This window comes from Neiella litorisoli (genome assembly GCF_014773395.1).
Classification (GTDB): Bacteria; Pseudomonadota; Gammaproteobacteria; order Enterobacterales; family Neiellaceae; genus Neiella; species Neiella litorisoli.
In genome coordinates, this window is record NZ_JACXAF010000018.1 from 21028 (window position 1) to 40518 (window position 19491).

Annotated in this window: 18 protein-coding genes; 9 read left to right on the plus strand and 9 right to left on the minus strand. The window is 50.1% G+C overall.

Translation table 11 applies throughout. The features are described from left to right. Positions 1-2: 2 nt before the first annotated feature. Complete coding sequence (locus tag IC617_RS13455; RefSeq protein WP_191145509.1) at positions 3-515, minus strand: retropepsin-like aspartic protease family protein; 513 nt, start codon at positions 513-515, stop codon at positions 3-5. Positions 516-613: 98 nt separating this feature from the next. On the opposite strand from IC617_RS13455, the gene IC617_RS13460 reads away from it, so the two are divergent. Next, positions 614-1963: a hypothetical protein gene (locus IC617_RS13460; protein WP_191145510.1), complete on the plus strand. Its 1350-nt coding sequence runs from the start codon at positions 614-616 to the stop codon at positions 1961-1963. On the opposite strand, the gene IC617_RS13465 is transcribed toward IC617_RS13460, so the two are convergent. Both IC617_RS13465 and IC617_RS13470 read right to left on the minus strand, forming a co-directional pair. Beyond that, positions 1960-2280 carry a DUF3301 domain-containing protein gene (locus IC617_RS13465; protein ID WP_191145511.1) on the minus strand — a complete coding sequence of 107 codons (321 nt, stop codon included), beginning with the start codon at positions 2278-2280 and terminating at the stop codon, positions 1960-1962. The genes IC617_RS13460 and IC617_RS13465 overlap by 4 nt on opposite strands. A 74-nt stretch (positions 2281-2354) precedes the next feature. Further along, entirely contained in the window at positions 2355-2678 is a 324-nt protein-coding gene (locus tag IC617_RS13470; RefSeq protein WP_191145512.1) for a hypothetical protein, read from the minus strand. A 510-nt stretch (positions 2679-3188) separates the two neighbouring features. On the opposite strand from IC617_RS13470, the gene IC617_RS13475 reads away from it, so the two are divergent. The 5 genes from IC617_RS13475 to IC617_RS13495 all read left to right on the plus strand — a co-directional run bounded on the left by IC617_RS13475 (position 3189) and on the right by IC617_RS13495 (position 10335). Then, complete coding sequence (locus IC617_RS13475) at positions 3189-4478, plus strand: alpha/beta hydrolase (protein WP_191145513.1); 1290 nt, start codon at positions 3189-3191, stop codon at positions 4476-4478. Positions 4479-4495: 17 nt separating this feature from the next. Beyond that, positions 4496-5254, plus strand: a complete 759-nt coding sequence (locus IC617_RS13480) for an MlaA family lipoprotein (protein WP_191145514.1) — start codon at positions 4496-4498, stop codon at positions 5252-5254. 117 nt (positions 5255-5371) lie between these two features. Then, positions 5372-6508, plus strand: coding sequence for an efflux RND transporter periplasmic adaptor subunit (locus IC617_RS13485; RefSeq protein ID WP_191145515.1), 1137 nt, complete (start codon positions 5372-5374; stop codon positions 6506-6508). Positions 6509-6526: 18 nt separating this feature from the next. Next, positions 6527-9655: an efflux RND transporter permease subunit gene (locus IC617_RS13490; protein WP_191145516.1), complete on the plus strand. Its 3129-nt coding sequence runs from the start codon at positions 6527-6529 to the stop codon at positions 9653-9655. Between the two features lie 95 nt (positions 9656-9750). Then, positions 9751-10335 (plus strand): Tll0287-like domain-containing protein, encoded by a 585-nt coding sequence (locus tag IC617_RS13495; protein ID WP_224746006.1) that lies wholly within the window; start codon positions 9751-9753, stop codon positions 10333-10335. On the opposite strand, the gene IC617_RS13500 is transcribed toward IC617_RS13495, so the two are convergent. The 4 genes from IC617_RS13500 to IC617_RS13515 form a co-directional block, all read right to left on the minus strand. Further along, a complete protein-coding gene (locus IC617_RS13500; RefSeq protein WP_191145517.1) occupies positions 10332-11123 on the minus strand; it encodes a hypothetical protein in 792 nt (263 codons plus the stop codon). The two genes, IC617_RS13495 and IC617_RS13500, sit on opposite strands and share 4 nt — an antisense overlap. After that, complete coding sequence (locus IC617_RS13505; RefSeq protein ID WP_191145518.1) at positions 11113-11667, minus strand: sigma-70 family RNA polymerase sigma factor; 555 nt, start codon at positions 11665-11667, stop codon at positions 11113-11115. Before IC617_RS13505 ends, IC617_RS13500 begins: the two co-directional genes overlap by 11 nt. Further along, on the minus strand, positions 11651-13471 hold the full coding sequence (locus IC617_RS13510; RefSeq protein ID WP_191145519.1) for a vWA domain-containing protein: 1821 nt from the start codon (positions 13469-13471) through the stop codon (positions 11651-11653). Before IC617_RS13510 ends, IC617_RS13505 begins: the two co-directional genes overlap by 17 nt. A 77-nt stretch (positions 13472-13548) precedes the next feature. Further along, on the minus strand, positions 13549-13938 hold the full coding sequence (locus IC617_RS13515) for a YbaN family protein (protein WP_191145520.1): 390 nt from the start codon (positions 13936-13938) through the stop codon (positions 13549-13551). A gap of 129 nt (positions 13939-14067) precedes the next feature. On the opposite strand from IC617_RS13515, the gene IC617_RS13520 reads away from it, so the two are divergent. The 3 genes from IC617_RS13520 to cspE all read left to right on the plus strand — a co-directional run bounded on the left by IC617_RS13520 (position 14068) and on the right by cspE (position 16175). Further along, on the plus strand, positions 14068-15021 hold the full coding sequence (locus IC617_RS13520) for an acetylxylan esterase (RefSeq protein WP_191145521.1): 954 nt from the start codon (positions 14068-14070) through the stop codon (positions 15019-15021). Between the two features lie 20 nt (positions 15022-15041). Then, positions 15042-15770, plus strand: coding sequence for an esterase family protein (locus IC617_RS13525; protein WP_191145522.1), 729 nt, complete (start codon positions 15042-15044; stop codon positions 15768-15770). Positions 15771-15968: 198 nt separating this feature from the next. Beyond that, a complete protein-coding gene (gene cspE, locus IC617_RS13530) occupies positions 15969-16175 on the plus strand; it encodes a transcription antiterminator/RNA stability regulator CspE (RefSeq protein ID WP_191145523.1) in 207 nt (68 codons plus the stop codon). A gap of 70 nt (positions 16176-16245) precedes the next feature. On the opposite strand, the gene IC617_RS13535 is transcribed toward cspE, so the two are convergent. Then, positions 16246-16986 (minus strand): DeoR family transcriptional regulator, encoded by a 741-nt coding sequence (locus tag IC617_RS13535; protein WP_191145524.1) that lies wholly within the window; start codon positions 16984-16986, stop codon positions 16246-16248. Between the two features lie 79 nt (positions 16987-17065). Beyond that, the gene (locus IC617_RS13540) at positions 17066-19489 is read right to left on the minus strand and encodes a formate C-acetyltransferase/glycerol dehydratase family glycyl radical enzyme (protein WP_191145525.1); all 2424 of its coding nucleotides are present in this window, start codon (positions 19487-19489) and stop codon (positions 17066-17068) included. Between the last annotated feature and the right edge of the window lie 2 nt (positions 19490-19491).

Genomic DNA, 19491 nt, shown 5'->3' on the forward strand with positions numbered 1-19491 from the left:
CATTAATTTTGCGGCGTTAAGATTAACCTATCATCAATCTGACGCCATTCAAAATACTTCAAAAAACTCATTCCCAAAAGCACCACACCGCCCTGTTCAGCAGGGTTAATGAAGGCTTCCACCTGATGTCGTTTTAGACCACCGAGCCGAACTTCGTCAACTTGGGTGCGATAAACCCGAATCCGGCCATTGGCCGTACTCACGGCTGCAGCTTGCCCACGCCTAAGTCCGGCTTGGTCGGCAACCTCGGCTGGAATACTCAGATAAGTGGCGCCGGTATCGAGTAAAAAAGTGACCTCGACTCCGTTTATCTGGCCAGGAGCCAAATAGTGTCCTGCCCGATTGCGAATCAACTCCACCCGCATCGAACCATCAATCTCGAGGCCGCGATTGGGCTCTTGTTTAGCCGTTAGAAATTCATTGAAAAACAAACCTGCTAGACCGAAAAAGCACAGCCAAGCCATGATCGCCATGAACCGTCCCATCGACTTCGTCGTTGTTGCTGGCGCTGCCATCTAAACTCCTGTTGCAAAACGCGCCATTCAAAGTACTACAAAATGCCAAGCCCTGCTAAATTGACTTGCATATTGATGTCTCTGAGGGCTATTGCCACATGTACGCCGTATCAATAACTAACAACAGCAAGAAACTCAGCACCCTGCTCATTGCACTACCACTGATGCTGCTGGCCGCCTGTGGCGGCGGTGGCGGCTCTTCGACCTCATCCGATAACAACAATGACAATAACAGCGGCCCGAGTACCACCTTAGCCAGCATCTACCCCTATCAAGACAGCGCCTACAGCGGTGTCTTAAACGACTGCGTGCGAGCCTATCAGGACGAGCTATCATGCTTTGTCGACGTGCTGCCGCCGCTGGGAATCGGCGATGATGACGTCACTATTGAAGACATTATGAGCCGTGTTGTGGTCAGTCATGATTGGATGGGGCAGCGCTTCGAGCGGTTTTTGCAGCAAGCATCACCAAGCATGATTGCTATGTTCGAGCCGCTCACTGCAGTAGTGATTGCCTTTGATATTCGACCGGCGTTTTATCATCCATTAACAGGCGCCATGTATATCGATCCGGCGTTTCTTTGGCTCAGCCCCGCTGAATATGCCTCCATCGACGATTCACCAGACTATCGCTCAGGGTTCGGCAACGAGTTAGCGCTCGATACCGGCTGGCGCTACGTCAACAGCCATGGCAACTACATCACCACCAGCAATTTTTCGGATGGCAATGATAGCCGCACATTTGACGACATTATCCCCGGCATCACCAATTTGTTGTTCCATGAACTAGCCCATGCCAATGATTTTCTGCCGCCAGATATTCGCAACGAGCTGCTGCTACCACTGGGCGATGATTCTTTTTTTGATGTCATCGATCAGGTATTTGCCGACAAACAATCGATTCAGCAACGTGTCACCGAGCCATTCCCTTTGATCAACAATACCCTGAAAACATTGGCCTCCGTACTGTTTGGTGGCGAAGATGCCAGTAACAACTTGCTGCAACTGAGCGCCGCCGAGGCGGGCCAGATGTTTGCCATCGATGGTGCATCCGATATGTATAACTACTACACCAGCGCCGAAGACGTGGCGATGTTGTTCGAAGAAGCCATGATGTCTTACTCAATGGCTGCGCTGCGTGATGTCGCTTTTCTCAACAACGACAACGACAATTATTGCGACCAGACAATTGGCTGGGCTCAGCGCGGCCGAATAGGTGAATTTCAAGTAAACAGTCGAGCACAAATGGTGGTGTCATTGATGTTGCCTGAGCAGGCAGAACAAGTGAATGCTCATCTGGCCGATCTGGCACCGGCCCAGGTCATTCCGTCGGGTTTGCAATGGTGCGATTCGCGAACAGCGCTAAACACTCAGCCTCTAACGCTGCGTTCAGCATCCAATGCACCGAGTAAAACTGCAGCAGAACAACGCCTGCCTATTGGTCACTAACTCATGCGGTGGGGCTCGACGCTGATGCTGAGCAGTTTCGCCCCGCGCATCACCACATCCCCCGTATAGCGCTCATAACCGGTTGAGGTGAATTCAAACTGGTAGCACCGCTCAATGAGCAATTGGCCCGAATCATTGCGGCCAAAGCGCCAATGGCCTTGCACCACGCACTCATCGAGCAATTGCAAACCAAGATTCTGGCAATAGGCCCGAGCGGCCCGTAGCGCTCGCTCCTGCGCCTCTCTAGCTTTCCACCAGAGCAGGCATACCGCAGCGAGACACATCAAAACAATGACAGTAGATAAATCGAAAACCATCAACCGAGAAACGCTCAATCGCAAAAAGGCTGCATAGAGTTACACATCAGCAGCAGATTGCAACACGGCCAGCATCAAAGATCTTTGTGATCAACTTTACTGGCAATGACATGATCCAGCACCGGCGTCATGGTCACAGGGCGTTCTTTGCGAATAATTGCCGACATCATTTTCTGCCGTGCTTCCTGATCGGAGTCATCAATCCGAAGCGCTTTGAGCCAGTGCTCTTCACTCGGCCAATAGGAGAATGAGCGCCACCAACCATCACTGCATTTGCTCAGCTTGGAGCCTAACGCGCCATACTTATTGACATTGCGATGGACGATCTCACTCCACCCTTCTTGAAAAACCTGCTCTTTACCCGCTTTTAACTGCCAACGATAAAGTACGTGAAACATATTTATTTTTCTCCAGCAACAAGTGCTTAATTAATAGCACTCCTCGTACGGCGTAATGATGAGTAATCACTCAATTTAAACGCTTAATAGTGAGGCAATGGCCACAATTTTGCGACAAACAAAGCCTGCGCTTAGGGTCTGTTGCTCTTTGCTGTATATTTTTGCAGCACTTTATGGGCGATTTAGGCAAGAAAGCGATTGCGAGGTTGACTGGCCGTCAATAAGCCATCGCTGACGCCGAATAAATTGACCATAAAGGCTGCCCGAAGGGTTCGTCAAAACACTCATTTCGCTGCATCGCTCACTATTTTTGTATAGATCGCTATACGGCATAGCTCGCTCCTTGCTCAAAAGAGCGTTTTGAACGAACAAAATTTATACAGCAAAGATCAACAGACCCTAGTTAAACACCCATTAACAAGTTAGCTTTATTTTTCACATTTTTAGCGCATAATGGATTTGGAAACACCTACAAAAGCCTTAAATTACAAAGCGCGTGGAAATAAACATATGAAAAGGATAATGCGATTAGGGGCATTGTTGTTAGGGATGGTTGGTGTTGCGCAAGCAGCGCCAACAACTGACGACTATCAATTCCCTTTTTCTGACCCGTTCAAAGCAACCGTTTTCGGTACGCCAGCTGACTTCAAAGCAGACCTTCCCGACGATATACACCGCCGTGAATTCACCATTGACCTCTACCCAGGGCGTGAAACACCAGAAGTATTCTGGTATCACGAAGGGTTTCAGTACTCCGTGGTTTATCAGAAAAAACCGGCGCCTTTGGTGTTTTCAATTGCCGGCACTGGCGGCAAGTACAACGGCGGCAAAATGATTGCGTTGGAAAAAGCCTTCTTTAAAGCGGGCTACAACGTGATTTCGATCACTTCACCAACCCACCCTAACTTTATTGTTAGCGCGTCGAACAAACAAATGCCTGGCTATCTGGAAAAAGATGCCGAAGAAATTTATACCGTAATGGAAAAAACGCTGGCCCATGCTCAGGACAAGCTCGGTGATAAACTTCAAGTTACCGACTTTTACCTCACCGGCTACAGCTTAGGCGGCGCCCATTCGGCATTTGTCAGCAAGCTGGACGAAGAGAAAAAAGTATTCAACTTTAAAAAAGTGTTGCTGGTAAACCCTCCGGTTAGTCTCTATAACTCAGTCGTTATCCTTGATGGCTATGTTGAGTCAGTCGGCGGCGAAGGCATTCGCAACACCGTCAACGGCATCTTTGATCGAGTTGGTGACAGTGTCTCTCACGCTACTCGCGTCGAGCTGACGCCTGAATTTTTATACAAGATGTTTGTCGCTGCCAACGTTAGCGATCAGGAGCTGTCACAGCTAATTGGCTTGGCTTTCCGGCTCAGCTCAACCGATATGATTTTTGCTATCGATGTGATGCAAAATATTGGCGCACTGACCTACAAAAACCACACGATCAGCAAGCACGAAAGCATCAGCCACTCATTTCTGCGCGGCGCATCAATTGGTTTCCTAACCTACTTTGAGCGTGGCATGGTGCCCTTCTATCAAGGTCGCAACCCAGACTTATCCAGAGCCGACATGATTAATCGCCTTAGCCTGAAAGAACTCGAAGATTACCTCAAGAGTTCAGACAAAATTGGCATGGTGACCAACGCCGATGACATTATTTTGGCGGGCCCAGATTTGACGTTCTTGAAACAAACTTTTGGTGATCGCGGGTGGATTTATCCACATGGCGGCCACTGCGGCAACATGGACGAAAAAGTGTGGGTGGAAGACATGCTCGCGTTTTTCGCCAGCAGTAAATAAGCAGGGAGCAATCAATAATGAAACAACTCTATTTTGTGCGCAACCTCATGCTTGCCGCTGGCGTCGCTTTGCTAACTGCGTGTAGCGCGACTCCCGATTTGGAAGCCGATGCCGAAGAGCCAAGAATTCCACTTCCTGACACGTCGGAAATGGACCCTCGTGGTATAGGTTATGTTGATAATGACCCGTTGGAAGGCTTTAACCGCCGGATGTACTACTTCAATGCCAAAGCTGACGAGTATGTTCTCTTGCCAGTGGTTCGCGGTTATGAATACGTCACTCCGGAAGTAATGCAAACCGGCGTCAATAACTTCTTTACCAACCTCGGCGAAATCAACACCTTCATGAACTCGGTGTTGCAGCTAAAGGGCGAGCGCGCCATCACCACCGCATTCCGCTTTGTCACCAACTCAACCATTGGTATTTTGGGCTTGTTCGATCCGGCCACAGCCATGGGCGTGTATCGTGAAAAAGAAGATTTTGGCCAAACCTTAGGTTACTGGGGCGTGGGCGATGGACCTTACATCGTGTTACCATTACTCGGCCCATCAAGCGCCCGAGATGGCTTCGGTTTGCTGGTCGACTCACTGGTCTACAACGAAGTGGTTGATGAAATGGGGCTAAAAACGAACGAAGAATTAGCCATGATGATTATCCGTTCGATTAATGCCCGTAAACAAATTCCGTTCCGTTACTACGCGACCGGATCGGCGTTTGAGTACGAGTTAATTCGCTTCTTGTACTTCCGTGCTCGCGACATCCAGATCCAACGTTAATTATGGCTCACCAGACTCCGCTTCGGCGGAGTCTTTTTATTTGATAAAAAAGAAAAGTTGCTGCTTAGCGGCATTAAAAACAAGCTTCGCGATTTTTGCGATGCAAGGATTAGGTTGATGAAAAATTATCCCTCTCATTTAAGAGCTCTCGCATTGCTCGTCGTTTCCAGTTTTGTAATCAGTTGTACCGATGCGCCACCGCCTGCGCCCCCTGCACCAAAAATCGAATACCATACCATTAGCTTAAAGCCACTTAATCCTGCCGTTGAATTTGTTGGCCGTACCGTAGCTTCTGAGGATGTATCAATCAAAGCTCGAGTCAGCGGTCAGCTGCTGGCCCGCCACTTTAACGATGGCGCCCAAGTCGAACAAAACCAGCTTCTGTTTGAAATTGATCCTGCTTCGTATACCGCCGAGCTGAACCGTCAGAAAGCGGCACTGTCGCAAGCGAAAAGCGCTTATGAAGTGGCCTCATTGCAATACTCCAGAGGCAAGCAACTGAATGAGAAAAAGTTACTGTCTGATATGGACATGGATGAGCTAACCTCACGCATGTTGCAAGCCAAAGCCTCGGTAGAAGGGGCCGAATCGGCTGTTGAAGTCGCCGAATTAAACTTGGAATACACCAAAGTATACGCGCCAGTGGCAGGCCGCATGAGTAAGTCGGAAGTCTTTATTGGCGATCTCATCACCCCCGAGCGACAAATGGCCAGCTTAGTGCAAGTCGACCCCATGTGGATTGATTTTCAGGTCTCTGAGCGTAGCGTATTAAATGCGCGTCAGAAGCTGCGAGAAAACGGTGCCGATTCGCTCGACCAGTTAGACATCAGCTTGCGTCTGCCGAACAACACCGTCTTCGACCAAAAGGGCCGCATCAATGCCTCAGAAAACCGTATTGACCAAGCTACAGGTACCATTTCGATCCGCGCCATCTTTCCCAACCCAGATCAAATTCTGATCCCCGGCATGTACGTCACCCTGATTATCGAGGGCGTTAAGCCGGTTCAAGCCGTGCTCATTGAGCAGCGGGCAATTTCTCAGGATCAGCAAGGCCATTTTGTCATGGTGGTAAAAGACGACAACACCGTCGAGAAGCGCATCATCAAAGTGGGCAATCAGCAAGGCATCTATTGGCATGTTGAAGAGGGTTTAAGTGCCGGCGAGCGAGTTGTGATCAACGGCTTGCAGCGCATTCGTCCGGGCATCACTGTCGATCCTGTTGAAGTATCTGCCGTTCCATTTGAAAGCAACTAACAACAAAGGTGACGAACAATGATCAGTAAGTTCTTTGTCAATCGCCCCAAGTTTGCTTTTGTCATTTCGATCGTCCTGACCATCATGGGGTTAATTGCCATTCCGGTATTGCCGGTGGCTGAATTCCCAGAAATCGCGCCGCCGCAGGTGGCCGTCAGCACATCTTACCCCGGCGCCAACGCCGTTGTGGTACAGGACACCATTGCCAAAATTATCGAATCGGAAGTGAACGGCGTCGAAGACATGATTTACATGTCTTCGAAATCAGCCAACGATGGTAGTTACAGCCTGACCGTGACGTTTGAAGTGGGCACCGATGCCGATATGGCGCAGGTCAATGTCCAGAACAGGGTACAGCAAGCCATGCCGAAACTTCCCGAGGAAGTCGCGCGGCAAGGTATTAAGGTCAATAAGAAAAGCTCGAGCATGTTGATGATCATCAACTTGGTCACCGAGAAAGATAAATTTGATTCGCTGTTTCTAACCAATTACGCCGGCATCAATATCGTCGATAACCTGACTCGGGTAACTGGGGTTTCTGAAGTGAGCGTCATCGGCGCCATGGACTACGCTATCCGCGTCTGGTTAAACCCCGACCGAATGGCGGCTTTGAACATCACCACATCCGATGTCTCCAACTCGCTACGCGAACAAAACATTCAGGTTGCTGCCGGCCGAATTGGTGCCGCTCCGGTGCCGCGCGATCAGCAGTTCCAATATACCCTGTCGACCCAAGGCCGATTATCGTCAGTAAAAGAATTTGAACAAGTTATTCTGCGAACCAATCGCGATGGCTCGACCGTATCTTTAGGTGACATCGCCCGCATTGAACTTGGCTCCCAAACCTACGATGCCGAAGGTAAGCTCAACAACGAGCCAAGTGCACTGCTAGCCATTTATCAAATGAGCGATGCCAACGCATTGGATGTAGCCGATGGCATCTATCAGGAAATGGACCGTTTGTCGCAAGCATTTCCCGATGGCATGGATTACAAAATTCTCTACGACACCACTGAATTCGTAAAGACATCCATTAACGAAGTGGTAACGACGCTATTTATCTCGGTGGCATTAGTAGTCCTTGTGGTGTTCATCTTCTTGCAAGATGTGCGCTCCACCTTGATTCCGGCAATTGCCATTCCGGTGTCGCTGATTGGTACATTTGTATTCCTGCTAGCGGCGGATATGACCATCAATACGGTGTCATTATTCGCCCTCATCCTAGCCATTGGTATTGTTGTGGATGATGCCATTTTGGTGGTGGAAAACGTCAGCCGAATCATGGCTGAAGAAGGGCTACCTGCACCAGAGGCGACCATCAAAGCCATGGCCGAAGTGTCTGGCCCAATTATCGCAACCACCTTGGTATTGCTTGCGGTATTTGCGCCAACGGCGGTCATGCCTGGTATTACCGGACAAATGTATGCCCAGTTTTCGGTGACCATTTGTATTTCAGTGATTATTTCATCGATCAATGCACTGACCCTGAGCCCTGCACTTTGCGCCTCGTTACTGAAAGCGCCGAAGCAGAAGAACACTGGCTTCCATGGTTTATTCAACAAATACTTTGGCATCCTGACCGAGAAATACACCGGCTTAGTGCGCCAAGTACTGGGCAAGTTCTTGCTAGTCGGGATCTGCTATCTCGCCATCATTGGCTGCACAGCTTGGCTGGGCTCCTCATTACCGACCGGTTTTGTGCCACAAGAAGACAAAAAAGCCTTCATGGTGGATGTTCAATTGCCTGACGGTTCATCAATCAACCGCACCGATGAGGTGATGGAAGAAATGGTCAATATGGTGCTATCAGAGCCTGGTGTCGAGAACGTCATTCATGCCTCTGGTTTTAGTATTCTGACCAACGCCATTGCCTCCAATGCTGGCTTAATCGTTGTGAGCTTAAGTGAGTGGGAGGAGCGCCTTGATCCCAACATGCATGAGCAGCAAATCCTCCGGCGGGTGCAAGCCAAACTCAATACCATTGCCGAAGCTCGAGCGGTGGGCTTCTCGCTACCACCAATCTCGGGCGTAGGTAACGTTGGTGGCGTTGAGTTCGTGCTGCAAGATTTGCAGGGCCGCGGCGCTGCCGAATTATCGAATGTGATGACTGGCTTTATCATGGCCGCCAATGCGCAGCCTGAGATTGGTGTTGCCTTTAGTAATTTCCGCGCCGATGTACCGCAGCTTTACGTTGATGTTGACCGCCGTAAAGCGAAAGTCCAAGGGGTGCCGCTATCAGAGATCTTCGGCACATTGTCGACTTTCCTCGGTTCGGCCTACGTCAATGACTTTAACCTGTTTGGTAAAGTGTTCCGGGTGATGACCCAAGCAGAAGCCGAGTTTCGCGATGATCCACGAGACATCCAACGCTTCTATGTGCGCACCGGCAACGGCGAAATGGTACCACTCAGCACATTAGTCCAAGTTCAGCCTAAACTGGGGCCAGAAGTACTCGATCAATACAACTTGTATCCATCGGTCACCATCAACGCGCTGCCAGCCCCAGGCTACAGCTCTGGTGAGGCCATCCAAGCATTAAGTCGCGCGGCCGCTGAATCGCTGCCTTCGGGCTATAGCTTTGAGTGGACCGGGCAAACCTATCAGGAATTGAAAGCAGGCAACTTAGCCATGGTTATTTTTGCCTTGGCGATTGTCTTTACTTACTTGTTCTTGGTTGCTCAATACGAAAGCTGGACCATTCCGTTGGCCGTTATGCTGGCTGTACCACTGGCCGTCATGGGCGCCTTCCTCAATGTTTGGTTTGCCAGCTCGGACGTCAACCTCTACACCCAAATTGGTTTGGTCTTGCTGATCGGTTTGGCCAGTAAGAACGCCATTCTGATTGTCGAGTTTGCCAAGGTCTTGCGTGAAAACGACAAGCTACCGATTCTAGAGGCAGCGGCAAAAGCAGCTCGGCTCCGTTTCCGTGCCGTACTGATGACGGCAATTTCCTTTATTTTCGGAATATTCCCATTGGTGGTGGCTGTCGGCGCCGGTGCTTCGAGCCGCAACTCACTAGGTTACGCGGTGTTTGGTGGCATGTTGGTCGCCACATTAGTTGGCACCTTAATCGTGCCGGTATTTTTCGCTATGTTGCAAACCATGCGAGAAAAGGTCAAAGGCAACACCAGCACAGAATCAGCTTAAATCCCATTACGATCCTGCAACCGAATGCCGCCCATTGGCGGCATTCTTTTTTGCCCTATAAACTGATTGATAAAGAGTCAACACAAGGACGCACCATGTCGACAGCAACTCTGACGATCGCCGCTGTAGTCATTGCCGGAATGGTCAATGCCGGAGTAGTAATCACCGCACACGCCGAGCCCCCTAAGCAAACGACCTTAAGAGCAGAAGCGCAGCAGTTGGTACAACAATTTGGCCAACGGCTAAAACCGCAACTCATTAAAAGTATGCAACAAGGTGGGCCAGTTGAGGCCATCGAAGTGTGCGCGAGTAAAGCGCCTGCCATCGCCTATCAGCTGAGTCAAAGCTCTGGCTGGCAACTCAAACGCGTCAGTCTAAAAGCGCGAAATCAACAAACCGCTCAACCCGATGAGTGGGAAACTGAGGTCCTAGAAGCATTTAATCAACAAGCGGCAACAGCAGCGCCGGTAACCCCATTGATAGCGGACCAACTGCAACCGACCCGTTACCGCTTTATGCAAGCGCAGCCCGTTGAACCACTTTGTTTGCATTGCCACGGTAAAAATCTCACCCCCGACATCAAAGCCAGCCTTAAGCAGCATTACCCCAACGACGTAGCGACTGGTTATCAGCTCGGCCAGATCCGTGGCGCATTTAGCCTGACCAAGACCTTTGATTAGCGATGGAGGTTGCAGACGGTGAAGTCCTCTGCTGGCACTTCAGCGATTTGCCATTGATCACCGTCGGCCCGAACCAGATAGGCGGTTTGCGCAATTTCAAGCAATTGCCAGGATTGCTCCTGCCATTCCAGCGACGGCCCTGATAACACCGAGCCACGGTCGGCACCATCAGGCAACTCATGCCGGATCACCAGTTCGTCACGTCGAGCCAATTTGTACTGCAAGCAAAAACTAAACTTCAGCAGTTGTTCTGAATGTTGCCGCTGCGCTTGTTTTTGCGCTTGCTCGAGCTTGTGGCGGGCCACTGATTCTTGCTCTGCTTTTCTCAGCTGTTGCTGATGCTGCAATGCCAATTCGGCGGCCAGTTGTTGCTGCTCGGCAGTGTCAGCCGCGGCAATGGGTTGCTCCGCAGGCGGTTGCGACTCGGTCGCAGCTGGTGCCGCAACTTTTTGCTGCACCGACATCGGCGCAACGGCAGCCAAGCCATCATCAGCAGCGGCAAAAGCTGGCGCTTGGCTGTCTACCACAGGCGAGTCGTCATGCGGCCGCTGTTGAAGCAAATCAGGCTGCCACAGCCACCAACCGACCACGGCAACGCCAATCACAGACGCTGCTCTTGCCCACATCGGAACCGATGCCCAATCCCTGCCCTTGCGTAATTGGCTATGGGCCTTTAGCCGCAGCGCTTCATCGACCTCGGCGTTTGGTTCAAGTTGCGCGACCGCTTGTTGATAAGCTTGTTCCAACTCAGCATCAGTTGGACTATTTGGCTTGGATTCATTTGTCATGGTGGCGCTCCCAACAACTGCGCAGTTTACTGTAGGACGCTCGAATTCGGCTTTTCACAGTTTCAAATGTGGCGCCAAGAATGAGGCTGATTTCTTCCACTGCCAGACCTGTTTGTTTCAACATAAAGACATCTCGCTGGGCCTTTGGCAATCGCCCAACACACATTAGGATCACATCATTGGTTGCCTGTTGCAGTTGAATGATTTGTGGATCAATGTCATCGCTAATAGGCTCAATATTGCCGTCATCATCTGATGTCTGGCTGGGTTGGCGTTGCTGGCGGCGCCAGTAATCGGCAATTTTTCTTCTGGCAATGGTAAACAAATAGCCGCGAAAACTGCCGCAAGGCATGTAGTCCGCCGCTTGTTCAATCACCACCATCCAGCATTCCTGAAACACTTCATTGGCAATGGCATCGGGTAATTGTTGTCGAATAAAGCCAAACAAAGGCTGACGAAAACGCTGATACAAAATATCAAACGCGGCGGCATCGCCGCGCTTGCCATAATCAGTTAACAGTTGGTCGTCATTTCGCAGGGTCATTCAGGGCTCTTTCTATCACTACGCCAGGACGCGCAGGCTTCGTGTTCATAGTCTGGGTTAACTGTGGTTGATCGCCAACTTGTTCACCAGTTTGTTGGCTCAAACTTTGAGCTAGTCGTAATAAGCGAACAAATTCAGCACGATAGCCAAATGGATCGGCGCCTTTTCCGGCATTGGCCAATGTAATCAGCTCAGCATAATCGAAATTGGCGAGATAGTCGTTATTTCGCAATTTTTGACCAAAAGCAGCCACGGCAATGGCAAACTGGTCATCACTCGATAAGTCTTGCGCTGCTACTGGCTGCTGCTCAATGCGGATCCGTTGCAATTGCGATGGTTGTTGCTGGGCCAGTTTGTAGCGCACTCGTAATTCAGCCAAATCGGCACCTTGCGAGCGTTGGCGATTATCGGATTGAAAGACCAAAGGCTCGATTCTGGACGGCGAACCAACCAAAGTCAGTTCGTATAAGGCTGTGACCGAATGACCGGCACCAATGTCGCCAGCGTCCTTGCGATCTTCATTAAAATCTTCTCGGTTCAACGCTCGATTTTCATAACCAATCAAGCGATACTCCGCCACCACCGCCGGATTAAATTCAATCTGCAATTTGACGTCATGAGCAACCACTTGCAAAGAGCTGCCGAGCTGATCAACCAGAATTTTCTGGGCTTCGTGCAAGGTATCAATATAACCAGCCATGCCATTTCCCAAGTCGGCCAATTGCTCCATCAGATGATCGTTATAATTGCCCTGACCAAAACCCAGCGTCGAAAACTGCACGCCATGCTGTCGTTTGGTTTTAATGAGTTGTTTTAACTCATCAATATCAGTGATCCCGACATTCAGATCACCATCAGAGAGCAACATAATTTGATTAATGCCTTGGTCAATCATGTGCTGCTGCGCTTGTTGATAGGCCAGCTGGATGCCGGCACTACCGTGAGTCGAGCCACCTGCTTGCAATCCCGCGATGGCTCTTTCGATGGTGGTCCGCTCACTCACAGGTGTACTGGCCAGTGCCACCTCAGCGCCTCCTGCATAGGTGACGATGGCAATGCGATCCTCGGCTCGCAATTGGCTCAGCAATAAACTCAGCGACTGTTTCACCAACGGCAACTTATTGGCGGCTCTCATCGAGCCAGAAACATCCACCAGCATCACGAGGTTAGCATTGGGCCGTGCGCTGCTATCTGGCTGAAAGCTATTGATGCCAATACGCAGCAAATGACGGTTGTGATCCCACGGCGCCGTTGTCAGCAAGGTATCGATGTTGATCGGCTCAGCTGCGCTGGCTGCTTGCGGGTAGTCGTAGCGAAAATAGTTCAGCATTTCTTCAACCCGAACAGCATCGGTGGGAGGCAGTCGGCCTCCCTCAAGCCAATGCCTTACATTGGCATAGCTGGCCGTATCAACATCAGCACTAAAAGTCGACACCGGCTCCTCAGCGACTAGTTTCACCGAGTTGTCGGTTAGCTTTTGATAGTTGTTACCGTGAACCGCAGCAATGTACCCACTGCTATCTGCCGCGATGCCTGCGCTTAACACCATCGGTTGGGGCGCGACCATTCGCTTAGAGGACTGCTTAATAGCCTGATCCTGCTGATATTGTTCCGCCGCCATTTCTGCCGGAGGGGGCAGCGTCGCAGCAATCACTGCCACTTGCTCGGCAGGCGGCGTTGGCGCCGCTTGTTGCGCGGCTTGATTATCACCCGCAGTCTTGGTTTGACTGCAGGCCGATAACGCGAAAACCAGACAACTGGTGGCAAAGAAATAGTTAGGGCGCTTGAGTTGATGACTAAACATCGGGATTTCCTCGTGTGAAAACATGAATCACAGAGGTAATCGCTGCTCAGGCAAAAACGAGGCAAACTTTTTTAAATTTATTTATATACGGGGGCGAGATTGGCGAAACGTGACTTGGCGCGCCAGAGGAACAGCGACACCGAGCAGGCAATAATGAGCAGCAGTAACCGTACCCACCAAAGTGGCACCAGATAGGCGCTAACTGCCATGGTGGGCCACATCACCAACATCGCCAACCAAAATGCTTTGGGGCTGACTGCACGATGCTCCTGATAATGACGAAGCGACTTGCCAAACACCGGGTGATTGATGAGCCAAGCGTGTAATTTGGGTGACGCTTTGACACTCAGAGCCGCCGCAGCCAACAGAAATGGCGTAGTCGGTAACAGCGGTAAAAAGGCACCAAGGATCCCCAAACCGACACAAATCAGCGCGAGCAGGTGCATGAGTAAGTATTTAATCCGCATGGGCTCATGTTAGATCCGGCCATCAAGCCGGTGCAACCTTGATTTGCTCGGCGCTACCACCCAAGCTTTGATTAGCTTACACTCTGCGGCTGTCAGCACAGGTTTTCATCGATTCAGACAGGTCTTGCTTTGGTTCAACGCGATTTCGACCCCGGTTACGGTTACACAAAATCTCAGTTACTTGCAGTGCCAGCGCCGCAAGAGCCCGATGGTTTTGTCGATTTCTGGCAGCAACGCTACGCGCGCGTCAGCAATCTCGCACTCGACTACAAAGTAAAAGACACAGGACGCAGCGCCGACGGTTTTAAAATCTATCGCTATAAATTCACTTCAACCCGCGACGCAGTGATCCGAGGCTGGATGCTGGTGCCAATCGAGTCGCCGATTCGTCGGGGCTTTATTATCGGCCATGGCTATGGCGGTTGTGACGGTCCCCAGTCTCACTTGCCCTTTGCCGACGCAGTGATGATGTTTCCTAGCTTTCGCGGTTTAGGGCAAAGCCCTCACCCGCGCATTTCATCGCAACCCCATTGGCACGTATTGCATAATATTCAAGATGTGAATCGTTATGTCATTGGCAGTTGTGTGGATGATTTATGGCTCAACACGTCTTTAATACTGAAGCTGTTTCCAGAGCTAGCGGGCAAATTGGGTTATATGGGAATTAGCTTCTCCGGCGGTATTGGTGCCCTCGCCCTGCCTTGGGATAACCGCATTAAAAAAGCCCACGTCAATGTGCCAACATTTGGTAACTATCAGGTCCGGCTGCAATTGCCAACACTGGGCAGTGGTTTTAGCGTGCAACGCTTTCATAAGCGTCATCCAGATGTCACACAAAAAACACTTTCTTTTCATGATGCTGCCATCGCAGCGAAATATATCCGTGCTCCAATGCACTTTGCTTGTGCAAAAAATGACCCCGTTGTCGCACCACCGGGGCAATTTGCCATTTACAACGCAGTACCCAGTCCTAAGCAGCTATACTGGTTAAGCCACGGCCACGCTGAGTATCCGCAACAACAAAAGGAAAATCAGGAGCTGTTGGCACAGCTAATGCATTTTTTCAGCGATTTGTCATCGTAACCAGACTAGGCTAGGAGCCAATGAAAAGGGAATATCATAAATGGTGGAGTGACCGACTTGGCCGTGACATGGAATTGTTAGTATTCGGCCACAGCGGTGATCGCATGTTGGTTTTTCCAACTCGCTATGCGCGTTTTTATGAATATGAAAATATGCGCATGATCGAAGCAATTCGCAGCAAAATTGACTCAGGACACCTACAAGTGTTCTGCGTTGACTCCATCGACTGTGAATCCTTGTATGCCAATTGGGCGCATCCGGCTCACCGTATTGGCCGTCATTTGCAGTACGAGCAATACATCCTACAAGAAGTGTTTCCGCTGATGGACTTGCTCAACAGCGGCGGGCGCACCATTTCTCATGGTTGCAGCCTTGGCGCCTTTCATGCCGCCAACATGGTGTTTCGTCACCCAGACAAGTTCCAAAAACTGATCGCCTTTTCCGGCCGATATGATTTGACCATGGGCGTCGAGTGGTTCACCGATTTATTCAATGGCTATTATGATGACAATATTTACTTCAATACGCCGACTCACTTCCTGCCCAACCTGCAATGTGAACACAGATTAAAAGCCATTCGCGATACCGACATTACCTTGGTGATTGGCGAACAAGATCCATTCCGCCAAAACAATGAGCATTTAAGCCAGATCCTTTGGCAAAAAAGCGTTGCCCATGATTTAAAGTACTGGAGTGAGCGCGCTCATCGCGGATATTACTGGCGAAGAATGGCGCCAATGTTTATTTAGGGTAAAACTTGTTCAGTTTTTTAATTGACTTGCAGCGATAACTCTATACACTTGCGGCAGCAAGAAAGAAGCACAAAATTTAAACGCACCAAGTTCGGCATATTATTCGTAACATCTCGTCCTGACGCATTAAGTTCTCGTTTGTTTCCATGCGACGCAGCCTTCGGGCTTTCAATTTTTTATTCAGGATATACAAATATGTCTAAAGTTACTGGTACAGTTAAGTGGTTCAACGAAACTAAAGGTTTTGGCTTCATTCAACAAGACAACGGCCCTGACGTGTTCGCTCACTTCAGCGCAATCAGCAGCGAAGGTTTCAGAACCCTAGCTGAAGGCCAACGTGTTGAATTCATCGTTGGTCAAGGCCAAAAAGGCCCTCAAGCCCAAGATATCGTGGCTATCTAACGAACAACCAAGTGTTCGTTTAGAAATTGAAGAAGCAAGGCTCATGCCTTGCTTTTTTTATGCCGCCAACTTAGCCAAGAATCACCTCAACTCCAGCCTGACGAAGAAACTCGACATCACTTTCAGATACGGCGGAATCGGTCAATACAGTGTCAATATCAGCAACTTGACTAATGCTTGAAGAATAGATTTGGCCAAACTTACTGGAATCGGTCAGCACGATATTCCGTCGCTGCTTTGCCACAATTGACGCAGCAACATCAGCGCGCATCATATCCCGACTGGTAAAACCAGTATCACGATGAAAGCCATCAATACCAAGAAAAGCGGTACTGAAATGAATATGGTCAATACACAGTTTGGTGAGCGGCCCAACTAAACTTTCACCCTGATGTTGATAGACCCCTCCGAGCAGAATAATGTTGGCATCTGAATGGCGCAGCAAGTGGGCAATGTAAGCCGATGGCGTAATAATGGTGACATCACCACGCTCCGCCAAAGTCCTTGCTAATAGCGCGTTCGCACTGCCGCCTTCAATCAGCACTGTTTCGTTACTGGCCACCAATTCTGCGGCTTTGTTAGCAAGCGCTTGCTTAATGTCAAAGCGCACTTCTAAGCGGGCATCGACATCATCAATTTGTAACGCCACCGCGGCGCCATGCACCCGCTTTAAGTAGCCTTGTTGCTCCAACAAATTCAGATCTTGACGAATGGTTACGCCAGAAACCCCCATGGCTGCAACCAGTTCGGTCACTTGGATGCGTTTGCGGTCATTGACCAACTGCAGAATTTCCGATTGTCTTGAATTCACGCCAAATCCTTAACTAAAACAGCGAGGCGCAGTATAACGCCCCGCTACTTTCATTTGAAAGTCAGTAGAGTCGCCAAAATCACAGTTGATGCTCAGTTCGAGCAATAATGTCGTCCTGGGCATCGGGCGATAAGGCAGTAAAAAACGCCGAGTAACCCGCCACCCGAACCACCAAGTCTCGATAATTTTCCGGCGCTTGCTTCGCTGCTAACAAGGTGTCCCGCGATACGATGTTGTATTGCACATGCCAGCCTTTGTGAAAATTAAAAAAGGTTCGGATCAGCATCGACAACTTTTGCTTATCACTGTCAGTAGCGACAGCCGCAGGTGACAGCTTCTGATTCAACAACACGCCGCCGAGGATTTTATCGGCTTGCAGTTTACCGACCGAGTTATAAACCGCCGTTGGCCCTAAGCGATCCGACCCCGATGACGGGCTAGCACCTTCGGCCAATGGCGAGTGGGCTTTGCGGCCATCTGGGGTTGCCATGGTTGATGCACCAAATGGCACATTAGCTGAAATACTGGAGGTGCCGGCATAATAACCGCCACCTATTGGCCCACGACCGAAGCGAGTGTTAACAAACTTAGCCAACTCATCGACATAGACCTGATAAGCCTTGGCCAACAGTAAGTCCACTGAGTCATCGTCATTACCGTATTTCGGGGCATGATTGATCAAGCGCTGACGCAATTGCTCATGCTCGGGGCCATCAAAGTCATCTGCCAACGCTTGCGCTAGCTCGGCTTGGGATAGCTGTCCTTGGTCAAACACCAAGTGTTTAATAGCCGCAAGACTATTGCCCAAGTTGGCGATCCCCACTTGCAAACCAGACACCCAGTCATATTTAGCACCGCCCTCTTTTACCGTTTTCCCCCGCTCCAAGCAGTTATCGACCAAGGCCGAGCAAAAGATATCCTGAGCCTGCTGCTCCAACACAGAATCCACCACGGTATCGATTTCTATGGACTTTCTGGCGTAGTAGCGAACCTGCTCTGCCCAGCTCTGTTGGATTTCGTTAAAACTGGCAAAATTGCCTTTGGCTAATGATTTGTCGTGTGGCAAAAACGCCTTGCCAGTGGTGGCATCCACCCCTTCGTTAAGCGCCGCCAGCAATACGCGAGCAAAGTTGATAAAGCTCATGCCAGTGCAACGATAACCCCATTTGCCCGGCACCGCCGTCTCGATACAGCCAATGGCGGCATAGTTATAAGCATCCTCGCGCTCAACTCCAAGCTTGATAAATTCGGGAATGACGATCTCGTCATTGTTAAACGCTGGCATGCCAAAACCACATTTGATGACGTCGACACACGCCATCAAAAAATCCTGATCGAGATGTTGATGGTAGCGGACACTCAGGTTCGGTTGCGTCGAACGTAATTGGCCGCACGATTCTAAAATGGCCCACGACAGTGAATTAACTGCATCTTCTGGCTCACCTTGGCCATTGAGCTTTTGGCCACCGATGCAGACATTTTGATAGAGCGGCGAGCCCGCAGAAGCTTTGGAGTGGGCCCCCGAGCGGATTTTGTTCACTTCGAGAAGCTTCAACCAGCAGCTTTGCAGCATTTCCAATGCCATTTCAGGGCTAAGCACACCAGAATCAATGTCGGCCTGATAGAAGCGATGAAGAAATTGGTCCATGCGACCAAATGACACCGAGTGGCCGTTGGATTCGATTTGCAGTATCAATTGAACAAAATAACTCAGCTGCAATGCCTGCCAAAAGTTCTTCGGTGGCTGCTTGGCAATGTGATAACAGTTCTCGGCAATTTGTAGCAGCTCCAATTGTCGATCGGGCCGCTGCTCGCTTGCCGCCATGGTACTGGCTAAATCGGCAAAACGAATGATGTGTTGCTCGATGGCGCTAACAACAATCTCCACCGATTTATAAAACTGCTCTTTGTGCAGCCCTTCGAGCGTCGCCACATCGTTTGCAGCGCGGCGTTGCTTGACCTCGGCTAACAAGCCCCCCAGACCAACCGCTAGGATTTTGTCGTTATCGACCGCAAGGTGAGCATCGCCCGAAGTCATGTTGCCTTCAGCTTTGATAATGGTTGATGCCAAAATGTCCTGCTGCTCGTCGCTAAACAAGCCGTAGCAACGATCTTGGACTGTTTTGCCTCGCCAATATGGGGTGATGGCATGAATCGCTCGTTTATCTCGCTCAGTCACGGCAAAGCCCGCGCCCGGACGATCAGCTAGCTGGTCAATTTCGGCTTCAATCCAACGTACCGTGTACTCCGGAAAAATTGGCGCCGCGCGGACCTTGCTCGCTTGGTTACCGACAATCAATTCATCGTGTTTGATCCAAATTGTTCTGGTACGCAAATGCTCTTGCAATGCCAGCGCTCGTTGAACAATGACAGGCTTGTCTTCATTGGCTTGATAGGCTCGGGTGTAGGCTTCGGCACGTTCAGTACAGATCGGCGGCGTGACAATATTTACCAAAGCAGATTTATGCGCCTTAATGCGCTCGGGAAGAAAGTTCAGGTTCATGT